Source organism: Desulfococcus sp. (assembly GCF_041737845.1).
In the GTDB taxonomy this organism is placed as follows: Bacteria; Desulfobacterota; Desulfobacteria; order Desulfobacterales; family Desulfococcaceae; genus Desulfococcus.
This window is the reverse complement of the sequence record NZ_JBGSQX010000133.1, coordinates 1-18766: the sequence shown is the minus strand read 5'-3', so window position 1 is coordinate 18766 and position 18766 is coordinate 1. Positions and strand designations below refer to the sequence as shown.

The 18766-nt window shown below is 54.0% G+C and carries 13 protein-coding genes and 1 riboswitch; of the genes, 12 read left to right on the top strand and 1 reads right to left on the bottom strand.

All coding sequences use genetic code 11. The features are described from left to right. Window positions 1-10: 10 nt before the first annotated feature. From ACEW8N_RS15435 to ACEW8N_RS15380, 12 genes are all read left to right on the top strand, one after another. Window positions 11-2986 carry a hypothetical protein gene (locus ACEW8N_RS15435; RefSeq protein WP_373500734.1) on the top strand — a complete coding sequence of 992 codons (2976 nt, stop codon included), beginning with the start codon at window positions 11-13 and terminating at the stop codon, window positions 2984-2986. A 463-nt stretch (window positions 2987-3449) separates the two neighbouring features. Continuing rightward, a riboswitch (cyclic di-GMP riboswitch) is annotated at window positions 3450-3540 on the top strand. Window positions 3541-3612: 72 nt separating this feature from the next. Beyond that, a complete protein-coding gene (locus ACEW8N_RS15430; RefSeq protein ID WP_373500733.1) occupies window positions 3613-5436 on the top strand; it encodes an Ig-like domain-containing protein in 1824 nt (607 codons plus the stop codon). Between the two features lie 1219 nt (window positions 5437-6655). Beyond that, window positions 6656-7801, top strand: a complete 1146-nt coding sequence (locus ACEW8N_RS15425; RefSeq protein WP_373500732.1) for a sugar transferase — start codon at window positions 6656-6658, stop codon at window positions 7799-7801. Window positions 7802-7877: 76 nt separating this feature from the next. Beyond that, the gene (locus ACEW8N_RS15420) at window positions 7878-8825 is read left to right on the top strand and encodes an IS1595 family transposase (RefSeq protein WP_373500731.1); all 948 of its coding nucleotides are present in this window, start codon (window positions 7878-7880) and stop codon (window positions 8823-8825) included. Between the two features lie 7 nt (window positions 8826-8832). Further along, window positions 8833-9858, top strand: a complete 1026-nt coding sequence (locus ACEW8N_RS15415; RefSeq protein ID WP_373500730.1) for a Gfo/Idh/MocA family protein — start codon at window positions 8833-8835, stop codon at window positions 9856-9858. A 37-nt stretch (window positions 9859-9895) separates the two neighbouring features. Continuing rightward, window positions 9896-10405, top strand: a complete 510-nt coding sequence (locus ACEW8N_RS15410) for an acyltransferase (protein WP_373500729.1) — start codon at window positions 9896-9898, stop codon at window positions 10403-10405. Between the two features lie 269 nt (window positions 10406-10674). Then, window positions 10675-11874: a DegT/DnrJ/EryC1/StrS family aminotransferase gene (locus ACEW8N_RS15405; RefSeq protein ID WP_373500728.1), complete on the top strand. Its 1200-nt coding sequence runs from the start codon at window positions 10675-10677 to the stop codon at window positions 11872-11874. A 14-nt stretch (window positions 11875-11888) separates the two neighbouring features. Beyond that, window positions 11889-12803 carry an ExeA family protein gene (locus ACEW8N_RS15400; RefSeq protein WP_373500727.1) on the top strand — a complete coding sequence of 305 codons (915 nt, stop codon included), beginning with the start codon at window positions 11889-11891 and terminating at the stop codon, window positions 12801-12803. Between the two features lie 7 nt (window positions 12804-12810). Beyond that, window positions 12811-13836 carry a lipid II:glycine glycyltransferase FemX gene (locus ACEW8N_RS15395; protein WP_373500726.1) on the top strand — a complete coding sequence of 342 codons (1026 nt, stop codon included), beginning with the start codon at window positions 12811-12813 and terminating at the stop codon, window positions 13834-13836. Between the two features lie 183 nt (window positions 13837-14019). After that, window positions 14020-16194, top strand: a complete 2175-nt coding sequence (locus ACEW8N_RS15390) for a glycosyltransferase (RefSeq protein ID WP_373500725.1) — start codon at window positions 14020-14022, stop codon at window positions 16192-16194. A 28-nt stretch (window positions 16195-16222) separates the two neighbouring features. Continuing rightward, window positions 16223-17071 (top strand): polysaccharide deacetylase family protein, encoded by an 849-nt coding sequence (locus ACEW8N_RS15385; RefSeq protein WP_373500724.1) that lies wholly within the window; start codon window positions 16223-16225, stop codon window positions 17069-17071. Between the two features lie 7 nt (window positions 17072-17078). Next, window positions 17079-17993 carry a glycosyltransferase family 2 protein gene (locus ACEW8N_RS15380; RefSeq protein WP_373500723.1) on the top strand — a complete coding sequence of 305 codons (915 nt, stop codon included), beginning with the start codon at window positions 17079-17081 and terminating at the stop codon, window positions 17991-17993. A 12-nt stretch (window positions 17994-18005) separates the two neighbouring features. Here the strand turns inward: ACEW8N_RS15380 and ACEW8N_RS15375 are convergent, their stop codons facing one another. Beyond that, entirely contained in the window at window positions 18006-18248 is a 243-nt protein-coding gene (locus ACEW8N_RS15375) for a hypothetical protein (RefSeq protein ID WP_373500722.1), read from the bottom strand. Window positions 18249-18766: the final 518 nt, after the last annotated feature.

Genomic DNA, 18766 nt, shown 5'->3' with positions numbered 1-18766 from the left:
TGGAGGTCCAATGATACCAATCCCAGCCCCCGGCCGGAGCATGATCGTGCCGGTTTTTCTGCTGCTGATGCTCTGCTCCGCCGGGTCCCATGCGCTGGATGTCAGGGGCGTCATCGACGCAGACCGCGTCTGGACGGCTGCGGAGAGCCCCGTCCACATCACCGGCGACATCCTGGTGGCCGAGGGGGCGACATTGACCATCGAGCCGGGTGTCCAGGTGGTCTTTCAGCCCAGACCCGATACGGCAAGGGGCTATACTCTCACCGTCGAGGGAACCCTTGTGGCCCGGGGGGAAGAGGGCCGGCCCATCGTGTTCACCGCGTCGGACCCCAACACCCCGTGGGGGGCGATCCTCTTCGAAGACCGGAGCGAGGACTGGGACGAGGTCCGGGAATCGGGGAGCGTGATTTCGGGATGCGTCGTTGAATACGGCGGCAACGACCCCGACGGCGGCGAGGCCATGATCTTCACGTTGAATGCCATGCCCCTGATCGCAGGCAATGCCGTCCGGTTCAGCAAGGCCGGGGGCATCGCCGCATTTGTCACGGAGGATGCCGTCTCCCTGAGCGGGAACCTTCAGATCATCAACAACCAGGTCTACGGCAACGTCACTGGGCTGGTTCTCTCCGCCGAGGGCGGCCGGGTCGAGGGCAACTACTTTCTGAACAACGGCAAGGCCGTTGATATCCTGACCCGGTCCAATATTGTCGAACTCCAGGGGAACACCGTCGCGGGGTCCTCCGGGGAGCTGCTGGGGTCTGCTGTTTCCCTGCGGCTCAATGAACCGGCCAACGGCATTACGGCCTATCATTGGGAGCAGACCGCCGGGACGCCCGTTGTCCTGGACAACCCCGACAGCCCCCGGGCCTCGTTCGTGGCCCCGGATCCGGGCGTCGGCGTGGATACGCTGAGATTCAATCTCACGGTCACCGGCCCCAGCGGCTCGTCCACTGACTCGGTCACGCTGTCGGTCATCGGCCTGAACCAGCCGCCGACGGCGGCAGCGGGCGGGGATATCAACGTTCAGCTCCCCGAAGAGCCGGGGGCAGAGGTCAGGATTACCCTGAACGGCTCCGGCTCTCATGACCCGTACATCGGCATCGCCGGCTACCGATGGGAGCAGGTTTCAGGTGCGGCGGTATCCCTGGAAACGCCCAACGCCGCGGAAACGGAGTTCGTGATGCCCGCGTCGGTGCGTGCAGGCGACCGCATGACCTTCCGGCTCACCGTGACGGACCAGCTCGGCCTTGCGTCCGCAGACGAGGTGGACATCATCTTCTATGACGAGAATATCTACCCGGTTGCTGTCGCCGGCGATGACTTCAAGACCCTCCAGGGCCAGATCGTCTCCCTGGACGGGTCTGGTTCCCGGGATGCCGACGGCGGCATCGCGGCCTATCTCTGGGAGCAGACCGGCGGAACCCCGGTGGAGCTGTTTAATTTCTTCACGGCCAGGCCCCTTTTTATCGCTCCGGCGGTCGAAGGCAGCGGCGAAACGCTCTCTTTTCGGCTGCGGGTCCTGGACACCGGCGGACTGCAGGATGCCGACGAAATCTCCGTTCAGGTGAAGGGGGCCACGGTCTCTCTGCCGGGGGACGACCGGACCGTCTCGGCCCGTGAGCCGGTGACCCTGGACGGCAGGGGCTCCTTCGACCAGCAGACTTCCGCGGATGTGCGGATCGAGGGAAATCGCTTCACGTCGGGCAATGCCAAGGCCGGCCTGGTGGCGGTGACCGCGGTGGAGAACGCGCGCTGCCGGCTCAAAATCTCCGGCAACGACATATATTTCACGGAGGCCCCGGGCTACGGCGCCTATCTCTTCGAATGGTCCGAGACCACGGCCGGAATCGATATGATGGACAACTGGTGGGGCACGGACGACCCGGCGGTCATCGAGGGGATGGTTTTCGACCAGGCAGACGACTTTACCCTGCCCACCGTCATGTATGAGCCGTTCGCCGCCCGGGCGATCCCCGGCGCCGGCTCGGAGCTGAACTATCCGCCCCTGGCCGATGCCGGGAAGGACATTGAAAAAGTATCGGTGGACCGGGATGTGCCCCTGGACGGAAGCAAGTCCTACGACCCGGACGGCATCGCCCTCTACCAGTGGCGCCAGACCGAGGGAACGCCGGTCACGCTCCGGGATGCGAACGCGCCGGTGGCTGCGTTCGTGGCCCCGCCCGGCGGATCCGAGGGGCGGAGCCTGCGGTTCTCCCTGACGGTGACCACCGGCGGCAGGTTTTCACATACCGACGAGGTGGTCGTCACGGTCCAGCCCGACGAACCGGTGCCGTTGGTCGAGGCAGGCGGCGGGTGTTTTATCCAAACAGCAACTTCACAAGGGACGATGGACAATATAATGGAAGCGATCATGATCATGTTATTGGCCGGCCTGGGTTTGGGCCTGCTGTTTTTGAGAAAAAGGTGTGCATCTTTTCCGGCGGCGGTGTTGACGGCAACCCTGATATTTGCCGCCGGTCCCGCAGAAGCGGGGTTTTTCGCCGTGGGCGGGGGAGCGGGCGGAGACGCCGACCAGTATAATATTACGCTGGAATCCGGTGCAAAGAACATCGGCGCGGGCAACCTCGACCTCATGTTTGCCGTCGGCGTGCCCTTCATTCCCCACGGCGACGACAACCTTCCCGATCCCACCATTGCCTCCCCGTGCCCCAACAACGACTGCCGCGACGCGGGGGATGAGCGGAAGGGGACCGAGGTGGGCTTTTACGGAAAGCTGGGGGTCGAGCTGGGCGCATCCAATTTCTACCTGAACGCCATCGCCGGCTTCACGGTCTACACGGAAAGCACCCTCAGCCGCTCGGAGGCCTCCGGCGCCTATTACGAGGAATCCTCGGACACCACGATCGACCCGCTTTACGGGATCGGGGTGAGCTATTTTGCGGAAAATTTCCAGTGGCCCGTGGTTCTCCAACTGGATGTCGACGTCATCCGGGGCGTTACGGGGACCATCGGGTGGTACTGGTAGCACCGGCGATTGCAGGGGCGGGTTAGGAACCCGCCCCTACGGGATATCGATGTCATCCGGGGCGTTACGGGACACCCGACATCACCCCCTCCTCCCATTCATCCCTACCAAAGAACCTGTGAATTAATTACCTTTATTGGCGCCAATAGTCTATTGATTGGGATATCCAGCCTGTAGTACTTGCAGGATAAACAACGGTGACGGTTCCGCAAAAAGCCCGATATCTGCGTAAGTCGCATCCCTCATCCCGGCGGCGTACCATAAGTGCTTCTCATTCATCGGGATTCACCTGCCTTGATAGTGAACTTTTTGCGGGTTTATCAAAGATACCCCGCAGACGTCTGCGGCGTCCGTAGGGTATAGGCATCAAAAGCGAAATGGAGGTCAAAAAATGAAAAAGAAAATGCCTGGTTAATTCTCCTGATGGGCGGGCCATCGTCCGCTCGTCAGGAAGACGACATTAAACTGAAAAAGGCAAATCACCCGAAAGGGTGAGACGCAAAGCTTCTGGCCTAAACCCCGGAAAACCGGGATATGGCAGCAGGGTTGCCGGTTTGATCAAGCAAACGATATTGCTTCATCTCCGCTGTAGCCTTGCGACATCTGCAGATTAAGGAGATGTTGCAATGAATGTATTTGTTCTTTTTTTCAAGACGCTATTTAAAAAATCCTCCCTTGTTTCCTTGTTTTTCACCCTTTGGATTCCGGTGCTTCTGATGTTGAGCGTGCCGGCCCAGGCGGCCCAGGTCAACCTGATCTGGGATGCGCCGGATGCCTCGATACCCTCCGGTTACAAGGTCTATTACGGGACGTCCTCCGCCGTCTATTCAATGAACGTTGATGCCGGAGTCAACACCCATTGCACCGTCACCGGCCTCGATGAGGACAAAACCTATTACTTCGCCGCCACCGCCTATTATCCCGACGGCGCCGAGAGCGGCTTTTCCAACGAGGCCTCAAAGTTCATTCCTAAAGCCGACGGCGATGGGGATGGTCTGACCGATGGGGATGAGATCAATACCTACGGGACCGACCCAACAAAGATAGACACGGACGGCGACGGCCTCACGGACGGCGACGAGGTGACGCTCCACGCGACGAGCCCGACGAACGCTGACACGGACGGCGACGGCCTCAGCGACGGGGACGAGGTGAAGATTCACGCGACGAGCCCGACGAACGGAGACACGGACGGCGACGGCCTCAGCGACGGGGACGAGGTGAAGATCCATGCCACGAGCCCGACGAATGGTGATTCGGACGGCGACGGGTTGACGGACGGTGACGAGATCAGCCTCTACGCCACAAACCCAAACAGCGGGGACTCGGACGCAGACGGCATCCCGGATGACAGCGAGATCATCGCCTACGGCACGGACCCGAACAATCCCGACACGGACGGCGACGGCATCGCGGACGGGCAGGAGACGATGACGGCGATCGTCCAGGCGGAGGCCGGCAGCCTGGTGCCGCCCATGCAAACTGCCTCCGAGACGGCGGGCATCAACCGGACCTATATCGAAACCACCCAAACGGAGGCGGGGGCCGCGAGCTGCATCGTCCAGGTTGATGTCGCCGGCGTCTACAAGATCGTCGCCCTCGTTCACGCGCCCGCGGGCGATGCCGACGAATTCTATGTTGACGTCGACGATCTGGGAACGTTCGTCTGGGACCTCAACGGCCAGGACGAGGCCGCTGAATTCGGCATCTGGAAAAAGGAGGAGATCACAGACCGAGAGACGATCACCGCGGAAGCTCCTATGGGTTTCCCCTATACCGTCGCGCTTTCGTCCGGACATCACACGGTGACGATCAGCGGCCGCAAAGCTTCGGCGAGGCTGGATGCCTTTTATCTCGAAAAAATCGGAGAGATCCCGGAAGAACCCGTTGATATCGAAGCGCCGGTGGTCGCCATTGTTTCACCCGGGTATGGGGTCCAAATCAAAGGAACTGTGCCGGTGGATGTCGATGCGAGCGACAATGTCTCCGTGGTCAAGGCCGAGCTTTACGTCGACGGCACCCTCCACCTGACAAACACGCTTGCACCTTTCGGATTTTCGCTGGTCACCACTGCGCTGCCGAACGATGCCTACGAACTATTTGTGAAGGCATACGACGCGGCCGGAAACGTGTCTCAGTCTGAAACAGTGCTGGTTCATGTCCAGAACATCTCCACCATTCCACAGGTATCCATCATCTCTCCCAAGAATGGGGCGATTGTTTCAACAAAGAAGTACACCCTGATCCAGGTCGGGGCCACCGATGATGTGGGCGTGACCAAAATAAAATTATATATCAACGGGATTCTCCGAAAAACCGTGTATAAAAGCACGCTTTCCTATAGCTGGCTGCCCAGCCTGAAGGATCGGGTCAACCAATATACCATCACCGCCTATGCCTATGACGGTCATGGCAACGTCGGCAAAGATTCGATTGTGGTCTACAAATGACAGGCATATAAGGGGAGCATTCAGCCCCGAAGCCTGAATCAAGGGAGCAGCGCCCTCTTCTGAAAAGAGGAGGGTGCTGACTACAAATTGTTTTCTAACTATGGCATTCTCCGAAGCGGCGATTGACAAACAGGATTCATTCCGATCTGGCAGCGCCATGCGTTATCATGATATTTCCAGAAATCGATTGCCGAATTTGTCCATAAATGCCATTGTCATCAACACGTCAACGCAGTCTCCCAATGCGTTCCCATATTCCTGATAGGCGTTTGGGTTTCTTCTAAATGACAATTTTTCTTCTCCTGTGACAAATCTTGGGCTTTTCTCTGTCTAAAATTGGGGCAAATATCATTACCATCAGATCGTGAAAATAATAACACTCTAAAGATATTTGAAAAATTAAATTATTTGGCAATAACCTCAGTGCTGGCATTTCTTTTGCTTTGCATAGTGTCATTTCAAAAGCGAGGGCATGTCGAGTCGTTCTTTTTGACGGGTCCTCGCCGGAGTAGGAAAAACCCCTGTGTCGGCCAGGCCCTTCGTGATGTCGGCGTCGATAAGGGTTCAATTCAGGCTGATTTTTTGTCGGATATTGCCGGAAGAAAAAGGCAATGAATCACAAAAAAATAGGTATTTGTACCTATAGACAACAGAACGCCATTACGGTATTTAATACTTTTATGGACGGCAGTGAAAAATCAGGGCGGATATGGATCTTAGTAATTTGATATTCAAGAGAAATATAGCTGATTTTTTCCTCTTTTCAGATGGGGAGACCAGTATGGCGCGCTGTCCCCTGCGCAGACGCCCATGTCAAAAAATTGACCATGGTTCATCCTTGGTGGTGCCTTACGGAAGGCCGTTTTCGGGCCGAAGCTGATCCGGCGGCGCAGGAATTTCCGATCCCCTGAGCGCCAGTTATAACAAAAGTAATTAAATAACAACAGGTTGCAATCAAATCGGGGGTGACTTGACAAGGCGGAGCTATATCGGCGGCCGATAGGGGAAAGCTCTCAGAGCAATTTCGATCGAGGATGGATCTTCAGCCGATCATGCAACACTCACACAGGCGGACGCTTCTCGAAAGCCGCACGGAAACAGAACGTATCGTCATCAAGCAAGAAGATTGTGTGTCATAAAGAAGATTGTACGTCATAAAACTGACGACAGGCTGTAAAAATGAAAACTTCCGGCTCGCAACAGTTTGAAAGAGGTCTGTATGAGATTCATATCCGAGTTGAAGCACCCTTTTAAGCGACAAAACAGCCGGCTCGACGCAGTCCATTCCGAGCCGCAGTTTTGCGAGATCCTCGAAAAAGAGCGGCTTCGAACCCATCGAAGCGGCATCCCCTTTTCAATCCTCATTTTTGATGACGTGAATTCCGACAGAAACCCCCTGTATGAAAAACTCATCGTTTTTCTGAAGGAGCGCCTGCGTTCGACGGATGAAATTGGCTGGTACACGGGCAGCCGCCTCGCTGTGCTGCTGCCGGATACCCGCTGCCCCGGGGCCGAGGTGCTGGCCAATGACATCGCCCGGAAAATGAAGCCGGATATCCTTTCGATCCGGGTGCAGGTCTATCCCGGCATCGACACATCCGCGGATAGGCGGTCGGAAGGCAGGCATATCAGGGCAATCAAACCTCCGGCAGCCGCTTTTTCCGGGAATGAGGCCCCGCTGAAAGCGGCGCAATGCAATATCCATCTTGATGCTGCCGACTGCAGTTTCGTTGCGTCCGACCCCGGATGGAAGCGGATGCTCGACATCGCAGGCAGCTCCGTGGGCCTGATCCTCCTTTTCCCCCTCTTCCTGATTATCGCCGCCTATATCAAGATCGTTTCCCCCGGTCCCGTCCTTTTCAAGCAGGAGCGGCTCGGGTTTCGACGGAAGCCTTTCACCATCTACAAGTTCAGGACGATGCGCGTCTGCGCGGAAACCGAATGCCACATGGAATATTCAAAGGCGTTCATCAAAAACAGCGCCGTCGCCATGACGAAACTGGATGAAAAGGACCCAAGACTCATCCCCTTTGCCAGAATTCTTCGATCCACCGGTCTGGACGAGCTGCCCCAGCTGTTCAATATCCTCAAAGGAGACATGAGCATCGTCGGGCCCCGTCCCTGCATGGACTACGAGGCGGAGGAATACACCGCATGGCAGCACGAACGGTTCGATTCCAAGCCGGGCCTCACGGGTCTCTGGCAGGTGAGCGGCAAAAACCGGACCACCTTCCTGGAGATGGCGCGGTTTGACGCCCGATATGCCAAACGCAGGACTTTTCTTAGAGACGTGTTTATCATCTTCATGACGGTTCCCGCGGTCTTCATCCAGATTCTGGACATGCCCAAGAAGGACAAAAAATAATTTGATTACCTTTTTTCCTCAGCCATGCTTATCTTAACGACAAGGAGATAACCTTCAAATACAGGGAGGTATCCGCATGGCGAAGAATAAAATTCAATTTCAAAGAGGCATGAGTCTTCCTGATTTCATGGAGCAGTATGGCACAGAGGAAAAATGCCATGCTGCATTATTTCAACTTCGTTGGCCGGCCGGCTTTAGCTGCCCGGCCTGCGGCAATACGACCTACTGCGAAATCAGGACGAGAAAGGTTTACCAATGCCATCGATGCCATCATCAGACGTCATTGATTGCGGGAACCATATTCCAGTCGACCCATCTGTCTCTCACAACGTGGTTTCTTTCGATGTATCTGCTGACCCAGAGCAAAAACGGTATTTCCGCGCTGGAGCTTTCCCGGCAACTCGGTATTTCCTACGATGCTGCCTGGCGGATCAAGCACAAACTGATGCAGGTCATGCTTGAGCGCGGAGGCACGAAGAAACTCAACAGCCGTGTTGAGATTGACGATTCTTATCTTGGCGGCAAACGTGTCGCCGGGAAAAGAGGACGAGGTGCAGGACGGAAAACCCCCTTTCTGGCAGCCGTAGAAACCGACATGGATAAAAAGCCGCAGAGGATCAAGCTTTCGAAGGTCAAGGGCTTCCGCCAGGACGAAGTCGAGCAGTGGAGCAAGCGGAACCTCGATCCTGGAACCATTGTCGTCTCCGATGGTTTGAACTGCTTCAATGCAGTCGCTGTCGCCGGGTGTATCCATGAAACTCATATTGTCGGTGGTGGAAGGCAGGCCGTCGAGCATCCTGCCTTCAAGTGGGTAAACACCATTCTCGGGAATGTGAAAAATTCTCTCAGAGGAACATACCATTCCTTTCGAAAGAAACATATTCCCCGCTACCTCGCTGAATTTCAATACCGCTTCAATCGGCGCTTTGACTTGCCGAGCATGATCCCTCGGCTTGCCTATGTCGCGGTTCGGACGCCGCCCATGCCGCTGCGCCTGCTAACTTTGGCTGAGAAAGCATGGTAAAAAAATAATGACGGACAAGGTCGGTATGGGCATCGTCGGGTGCGGCTACTGGGGGCCCAACCTCATCCGCAACTTTTCATCCCTTCCCGACTGCAGCGTCAGGTTCGCGTGTGACGCCGATCCCGGCAGGCTGAAGCACATCCAGGGCGTCTACCCCAATCTCGGCGTCACCACGGAGGTCCAAGATCTTCTGGATAAACCCGATATCCACGCCGTCACCATTGCCACACCCGTCTGGACCCATTACGATCTCGCAAAAGCGGCCCTGGCGGCGGGCAAGCACGTCCTGATCGAAAAGCCCATGGCATCGACCTCAGCCCAATGCCGGGAACTCATCGATATCGCTGCTGAAAAAGCCCTCACGCTCATGATCGGACACACCTATATCTATTCGGCGCCCATTCGAAAGATCAAGGAGATTGTTGACAGCGGCGATATCGGGGAACTCCTCTACATCAGCTCCCAGCGGCTCAATCTCGGCCTTTTTCAGAAGGATATCAACGTTGCCTGGGACCTCGCCCCCCATGACATCTCCATCATGCTCTACATTACCGGCTCCGCGCCGCTCGCCGTCAACTGCCAGGGGAGGTCGCACATCAACAAGGGGGTGGAGGATGTCACCAACATGTCGCTCAATTTCCGAAACGGCGGGTTTGCGACCATCCAGACGAGCTGGCTCGACCCCAACAAGGTGAGGCGGATGACCTTTGTCGGCAACCGGCGCATGATCCTTTTCGATGACAACGAGCCGAATGAAAAAATAAGGGTATACGACAAGCGGGTCACCGTGCCGCCCCACTATGATACCTTCGCGGAATTTCACTACTCCTATCATTACGGCGATATCTACAGCCCCTATGTCAACCAGGTGGAGCCCCTCAAGACGGAGTGCCAGCATTTTCTGGACTGCATCCGGATGGGCAGCTTGCCATTAACCTCCGGCCTGCAGGGGCTCCAGGTGGTCCAGGTCCTCGAGGCCGCCAGCGAATCGCTCAAGAACAACGGTGCGAGGATCGAGATCGAGAGTATTTGACGGTTCCGTAAAAACTCCGATATCTGAAGCGGATTTAATGGCAAAACAAATGGAAAACCTCCACGACCTCCAGGAACAGATCGGCCGAAGAGTCGCTCCCGACGTCACCCTCGGCAAGAACGTCAGGATCTACGGGTTTGTCAACCTCTATGGATGCGCCGTGGGCGACAACAGCCAGATCGGCTGCTTTGTCGAGATCCAGAAAAAGGCCGTGATCGGGAACAACTGCAAGATCTCGAGCCACACCTTCATCTGCGAGGGCGTCACCATCGAGGACAATGTCTTTGTCGGCCATAATGTCTCCTTTGTGAACGACCTCTACCCCAGGGCAACCGCCCCGGACGGCGGGCTCCAGACGGACGCGGACTGGGAGGTGATCCCCACCCGGGTCCGGCAGGGCGCCTCCATCGGGTCCGGGGCCACAATTCTTGCTGGGATCGAGATCGGTGAGAACGCCATCGTCGGCGCCGGCGCCGTCGTCACGAAAAATGTGCTCCCAAACACCATCGTCGCCGGAAACCCCGCCAGAGTAATCCGGGGATTATAAGAGAAGACCCAAACATCGCAGGTGTGCATTTATAACCGCCAGGTTTTGACTCTCGCGTACCCATGGCGGCGAGGGGATGGCCCGGTATGGTCTGAGACCCAAGAGCAGTGAGGGTTAGTGCCGCTTAGGTGCAGCGGAGGATCAGCGTCCCGGACTGTTTGAGCGAAGCGAGTTTCCGGGACGCCCGGAGCAAGCCTTAGCGGCACTTGAACGAAACTGCGTGGGGCGCAGACCATACCGGGCCTTCCCCATCTTCCGAAAGGATTGAAATGACCGTTCCTTTTCTCGACTTGAAATCCCAGTACGAATCCATCAAAAATGAAATCGACAATGCGATTCAAGATGTCGTGAAAAGCTGCGCCTTTGCGGGCGGGCCTTTTGTCGAAAAATTTGAGCAGGAATGGGCCGCCTACTGCCACTGCAAACATGCCGTGGGCGTGAGCAACGGCACGGACGCCCTCTGGACGGCCCTCCTGGCGTCCGGCGTCGGCCCGGGGGACGAGGTCGTTACCGTCCCCAATACCTTCATCGCCACGGCCGAGGCCATCAGCTTCTGCGGCGCCCACCCCGTTTTCGTGGATATCGATGAGCGCACCTTCAACATGGACCCCGCAAAGCTGAAGGCGTTCTTCGAACAAGACTGCACCTACGACCCCAACACCCGGACCCTCACAAACAAGGCCTCGAACCGCCCGGTCAAGGCCGTCATCCCCGTGCACCTCTACGGCCAGATGGCGGATATGACGCCCATCATGGAGGCCGCAGGCGAATATCACCTCACCGTGATCGAGGACGCCTCCCAGTCCCACGGGGCCACGGATCGCGGCAGGATCGCCGGCTCCGTCGGTCATGCCGGCTGTTTCAGCTTCTATCCCGGCAAAAACCTGGGGGCTTACGGCGAGGCCGGCGCGGTGGTCACCAACGATGATGCCCTGGCCCAAAAAATCCGGATCTTTCGGGATCACGGCCAGCGGACCAAGTATTATCACCAGATGATCGGCTGGAACAGCCGGATGGACGGCATCCAGGGCGCGGTCCTGAGCGTCAAGCTCAGGCATATCGACGCCTGGAACGAGCGGCGGCAAAGTGCCGCGTATGAATACCGGAACAGGCTCCAGCAGGTGAAGGGCCTCTTGCTTCCCACGGAAAGGCCCAGCGCCGGGCATGTCTACCACATCTATGCCCTCAGGACCGACCATCGGGATGGACTGATCGACTTCCTCAAGGCCCAGGATATTCACTGCGGCATCCATTACCCGGTCCCCATCCATCTCCAGGAAGCCTACGCCCACATGAACCTGCAGGAAGGCAGCTTTCCCGTCGCGGAAAAATGTGCTAAGGATGTTGTCTCGCTCCCCATGTTTCCGGAGCTTACAACAGCACAGATCACAACGGTCTGCACGGCAATCGAAGATTTTATTCATGCTGGGATGAACTCGCAAGAAGTCGGTTTGCGGAAGGTTTCGTAAAAAGACCGAGGCTTATGTATACTCACTTCTACGGCTTGACCGAAAAACCGTTCGACGTCACATCGAACCCAAAATACCTGTTTCTGCCCACGAGCCACAGGGAGGCCCTCGCGGCCCTGGTCTACGGGATCCAGGAGCGGCGAGGGATCATGGTCATCGTCGGCGAGGTCGGCACGGGGAAGACCACCCTGCTGCGGGCTGCCATGGAACAACTCGAGGAAACCACCCGGTTTGCGCATATTTTCTACACGAACACCGATTTTCCCGAACAGTTGAAAATGGTGGCCGAGGAGCTCAAGATCTCGAGCCCGGCCATGCGGGTCTCCGAGGCCAAGCTGTTCAGCCGGCTCAAGGAATTTGCCGAGTTCCAGGCCAAAAAGAACCAGAATGTCGCCATCCTGATCGACGAGGCCCAGAACCTGGACTTCCAGACCCTTGAAAACTACCGGCTGCTCTCCAATATCGAATCAAAATCCGGGAAGCTGGTCCAGATCGTTTTCTCGGGCCAACCGGAGCTGGAAACCAAGCTGAAGGACCACCGCCTGCGGCAGCTTGAGCAGAGGATCAGCCTCCGGCGCTACCTGGCGCCCCTCACTCGGGAAGAGACCCGGGGCTATATTGCCCACCGGTTGGAAATCGCGGGCGGCGAAGGCATCTTCAGCGATGAATGCCTCGAACTCATCTGGGAATACTCGGGCGGCATCCCCCGAAAAATCAACATGCTCTGCGACAACGCCCTGCTCATCGGATACGGCCTCGAGCAGAAAAAGATCACCGCTGAAATCATTCGTGAGGCTCGCGACGACCTGACCCGGAGCCCGTTTACAGACGAGCCGATAATTACGAATGAGGCCCCTCGTCCTGGGACCGCAATATCCCTTGCCCAGCCCAACGGGATTGTCCGGGAAGTCATCTCCCTGAAAAACTGACGATGCCATGCCGACCATTGAGATCCTGAACCCGCTCGGAGTCCGCGGCTGGGACAGGTTGGTCCTCGAGTTCCCCGGATGCACGATATTTCACAGTGCGGCATGGGCCAGGGTGCTTGCGGAATCCTATGGATACGCCCCGCAATATATCACGCTGAAAAAAGGCGGCCGACTTCTTGCAGTATTGCCGGTCATGGAAATCCAAAGCTTCCTGACGGGAAGAAGAGGGGTGTCGCTCCCGTTTTCCGATCTATGCCCCCCGTTGGTCCAGGACCCGTCCTTTCTGGAGCCGTTGATCGAAGCGGCGATATCCCATGGCAAGATCCGGCGATGGAAGCACCTTGACCTGAGAGGAGCAAACCTGCCATCCAGGCCGTTCTGCTCCTATTACGGACACCATCTTGACCTTGCACCAGGGGAGCGAAAACTCTTTTCCGGCCTGAAAAGCAGCCACAAACGGAACATCAAGAAAGCCGAAAACGAGGGTGTCGCGGTCAGCTTCTTCAGGTCCCTTGAATCCGTCAGGTCCTTTAGCCGTCTTAACGGCATGACCCGCAAAAAGCACGGCCTCCCGCCGCAGCCTTTCCGGTTTTTCCGCAAACTCCACGAGCATCTCATTTCAAAAGGGAAGGGCATCGTGGCCCTGGCCGCCCATCGCGGCAAAACCGTTGCCGGCGCCGTCTACCTCAATTTCGGGAAAACCGCCGTGTATAAATACGGCGCCTCCGACCCGGCATGGCTTCACCTGCGGCCCAATAACCTCGTAATGTGGGAGAGCATCCGCCGGTATGCCCGGAAGGGGTTTGATCTCCTGGATTTTGGCCGGACCGACCTGGACCACGACGGCCTGCTCCGGTTTAAACGGGGATGGGGCGGGGAGGAAACGATCCTGCATTACCATCGATTTGATATGGCGACATCCCGGTTTGTTGAATCCGAAACAGGCCCTAAAAATTCCCATACCCTGATGAAAAAAATGCCCGAGCCTGTATTGAGAGGCATTGGGATGATGTTGTACCGTCATATGGGTTAAAATGTCGTAGGGGCGAAAAATTTTTCGCCCCTACGGACGGCCACCATATGCCTGGACGAAAAAAATGGCCCAGCCTGTATTGAGAGGCATCGGGCGAATATTGTACCGACATATGGGTTGAAATGTTGTAGGGGCGAAAAATTTTTCGCCCCTACGGAATTGCGAACACCATACGCATCCAAAATGATCTTTCGAAACATCTATTACACCCTCAAACCCCTCATCCCGCGATCCCTCCAGATCGCGCTGCGGCGCCGGTGGGTCAAGCGAAAGCGAAGGCTGTACAGCCACATCTGGCCCATTGATCCCAAATCCGGGACACCGCCCCAAAACTGGCCGGGCTGGCCGGAACAGAAGCAGTTCTGCCTGGTTCTGTCCCACGATGTCGACACCCAGGCCGGGCATGACAAATGCCTGAAGCTGTTGGCTTTGGAGAAGCGGATGGGGTTCAGATCCTCCTTTAACTTTGTCCCCGAACGATACAAGGTTTCGGAGAAGGTACGCAGGGAGGTCACCGCAAACGGCTTCGAGGTCTGCGTCCACGGATTGAACCACGACGGCAGGCTCTTTTCCTCCAGAAAAATTTTTGACGAACGGGTCATCCGCATCAACGAATACCTCAGGGACTGGGGCGCCGAGGGCTTCACCTCGCCCTCCATGCACCACAACCTCGACTGGATGCACGCCCTCAACATCACCCACGACACCTCTACCTTCGACACCGACCCCTTTGAACCCCAGCCCGATGCCCTGGAAACCGTGTTTCCGCTCTGGATCCAGAATCACCAAGCATCCAAGGGCTATGTGGAACTGCCCTACACTCTGCCCCAGGATCACACCCTCTTCATTATGCTCCAGGAGCCAACCAACACCATCTGGAAACAAAAGCTGGACTGGATTGCGGAAAAAGGGGGGATGGTTCTGTTGAACTCCCATCCGGATTATATGCAGTTTGCGGACGAAAAGCCTCATAGAGAAACCTATCCGGTTCGTTTGTATCAGGATTTTCTGGAGTACATCCAGCAAACCTATGCCGGGAAATACTGGCGTGCCCTGCCCAGGGAAGTGGCAAATTTCTGCGCAAAAAATCTTTCGGGAACATCTCAGGGAACAGAAAGTTTTGTCAACTCTGTTACAAGGAAGGACGTGGATCGCTCACATTCAGCATCTCCTAAGAAGGCATGTATGTTGGTATATTCGTTTTACGAGCAGGACAATCGCGTAAAACGATATGCGGAGTCATTGGTAAAAGAGGGATTCGATGTTGATGTGATCAGCCTGAGGACGGATGATCAGCCTTCTTTCGCGTCTGTGAATGGAGTGAATGTTCATAGGATTCAAAAACGAATCAGAAATGAAAGGTCAAAAATTTCATATTTGGTGAAATTGCTATCCTTTTTTTTCAAGTCGTTTATCTATGTTACCTGCAAGCATGTAACATCAAAATATCAGATCATTCACGTTCACTCGGTGCCGGATTTTGAGGTGTTCGCGGCATTTATCCCCAAGCTGCTGGGGGCAAAGATCATTCTGGATATTCACGATATCGTGCCGGAGTTTTATGCCGGCAAGTTCGGCGCAGCCAAGGATTCCATCCTTGTAAAATGCCTCGTCTTTGTCGAAAAGATGTCCTGCCGGTTCGCGGATCATGTCATCATATCCAATGACCTGTGGTTTCGTAAGATTACCCGTCGGTCGGTTTGCGACGGCAAATGTACGGCGATCCTGAATTTCGCGGACCAGGCGATATTTCACCGGAATGGTGCGAAAAAATCGGCGAGAAATGGTTTTGTCATGCTTTATCCCGGATCACTGAATTGGCACCAGGGATTGGATATTGCCGTCAAGGCCTTCAGCCGCATCGCAGATAAAGCGCCGGGGATGGAATTTCACATTTATGGGGATGGCCCCATGAAGCCGACGCTGAAACAACTGATTCAAGACTTGAACTTGGCAGGCAGGGTCAATCTCTTTGACAGCATCCCAATTGAAAAAATAGCTGAAAGCATGAAAAATTCGGATCTTGGCATCATTCCAAAACGAAACGATCCCTTTGGCGGAGAAGCCTTCAGCACCAAGACCCTGGAGTTTATGTCCTGCGGGGTGCCGATTATCCTGTCTAGAACAAAGATTGACCAATACTATTTTAACGAAAATATCGTAAAATTTTTCGAGCCTGAAAATGAGGATGACCTGGCGGCGGCAATTCTCTACCTACATAAAAATAAAGATGAACGAGAATTGCTTGCGAAAAATGCCTACCAATTTATGGAAACGAACACGTGGGAAATGAAAAAGCACATTTATTTGGATATCATCGATAATTTGTTGTACATACACGTGATTCCTAAGTTTTGAAAGAATTTGAATACTGAATCATATCAAAATGTTTAGATTAGATCGCTTTCTAACGCTTTATCTGGCAATGCCCATCATCAGAAAATGGAATATTTCAAATAAAAAGCATATTCCGATATTGATGTACCACAGTATTTCAGATGATTCGTTAAATCAAAATACACACCCCTACTATGATATTGTAACAACTCCAAAAGTATTCGATCTGCATTTACGGATTTTATCCGAAAAAGGGTATCAGGTCGTAAATCTTGAAAATCTGCCGGCGATTATAGACGACTGGCCTTCATCAGGAAAGATAGCTGTAATAACCTTTGATGATGGATATCGAGATTTTTATCTCAACGCATACCCCATATTAAAAAAATACAACTTTACGTCAGATGTATTTTTACCCACCGATTTTATCGGTGAGTCTCGACGCCGATTCACTTCAAGAGAGTGTCTGAATTGGAATGAAGTTAAAATGCTAAGAGATGATGGTATCTGTTTCGGTTCTCATTCAGCAAGTCATTCCAAGATGGTAAATTTAAAAAGGCGGCAAATTGAATATGAATTGCATATATCCAAAGCGATCATTGAGGATAAAACGGGTAAACCGGTGCTTACTTTTTCCTATCCCTATGCATTCCCTGAACAATATGCTGACTATACCTACACATTAAAAGAATTGTTGATAAATAATGGGTATCAAACATGCGTGACAACTATGATTGGAACAACTTGTCTTGAAGATGATATATACTTTCTGAAAAGAATTCCTGTTAATCGGCATGATAACGCATCTATGTTTAGAGCCAAAACAGAAGGTGGATATAATTGGGTTTATAGTTTGCAATTACTATGGAAAATGGTATTTGCCAATAGAAAAGGATAGACAATTTATGGGTGCAACCACAGGGGGCTCATCTATAAGGTATGTTATCGTTTCTCCTGTTAAAGATGAAGAAAAGTATATTTCGCTTACGCTGCAATCTGTCATCAATCAGAGTATAAAGCCGGTATTGTGGATTATTGTGGACGACGGCTCAATCGACAAAACATCGGAAATCATAAACGGCTTTCTTGCAGCGAATACCTTTATACGCTATGAACGTAACCCGAAAGCAGGTGAGCGAAAACTCGCATTTGCTGAAATTCAGGCCTTCAATAGGGGGTGCAGGCTCATCGACTCCACCGATTATGATTTTATTGTCAAACTTGACTGCGACCTGAGCTTTGATACGAATTACTTCGAACAGTTGCTTGAAAAGTTCAGGATGGATGAAAAACTCGGGATTGCTTCGGGAGTATATCTTGAGCCTAATCGGTCTGGCATTTGGCAAGAGGTGATTATGCCGTCATATCATGCTGCCGGTGCCTCGAAGGTTGTGCGAAAGGAATGCTTTGAGCAAATTGGCGGCTTTATTCCAGCTCCGGGCTGGGATACCGTGGATGAAATTCGTGCTATGAGCAGGGGGTGGAGGACAACCCATTTCAGCAATCTCAAGATGTACCATCACAAGCCTGAAGGCTCAAGTATTGGCGTTTTTAAGAACAGTTTTATGCAGGGAGAAGCGTACTACAGAAGTGGCGGGAGTCTTCTTTTTTTTGTTTTCAAGGCGATTCGCCGTTTCCTCACTTTTCCTTTTATGGCCGGCGGGTTCGGTTTGATTTGGGGCTATTTGAAAGCAGTATTGGATAAAAAACCACCGTTGGTAAAAGAGCCTGAAGCTCGTTATTACAATGCACAATTGCTGAAACGGCTAAAAGCTAAAGCAAAATCTTTTTTCAAAAAAACCCTAACGTTGCATAAATAACTCGTACTTGCTCTACGCCGCTTTCTGCAGCACTTCAATGAAGTGCAGGAGATCCTCTCGCACTGCTTTGTTGGCGCTCATGACAAGCATCAATTTTCCTTGCGGACGGATGAGGCGGCCTGCTCTTTGAATGAACCGGTGACGTATCGAATCCAGTTTTTGGAATTTCCAGGCTGACGGACGTTTCGCAAGCGTGCGACCAGCAGCAGGGTGAGCCAGCATTTGCATTTCCCTCGTCAGGTTATGCGCCATCATGGACGATACCGTAAAGACCTGGTTTATGGTTACCCCCAAAGTCAAGACAAAAAATAGGCAAATTTAAGCTCTGTTGAAATCCGGTGATGTCACCATTTCATTGACAATGCGCTGGGTAGGCCAACAGTTCGGCAAAACTTCAGGGATGATCGACCACACTTGCTTCCATAGCCGGGGTCGTGGCACGGAAAACCCGATCCTGGCCGCGACTGAGCGTTTCATGGGGTCGGATCAAATTATAACACGCCACGCAGATGGCAAACTTGGCCTTGAGCCAACGCATCGAGCGGGCAGCCGTGGGCGATTTGCGCGTAAGATGGGCATCCCACAGTCGCCAATCCAAATTCAGAGCTCTTGACCCCAAGCAAATAAACAATTGAATTTACTTGATCAGGGTAGAAATATATGGTATTTATGAATGCAACAATATGGAGGCTCGAAGATGCTTCAAAGTTGCATTCCATTTCTCCCAGAGGGTGCTCAGATCATCAACGATCATGTGGCGTTGTATCGGCACG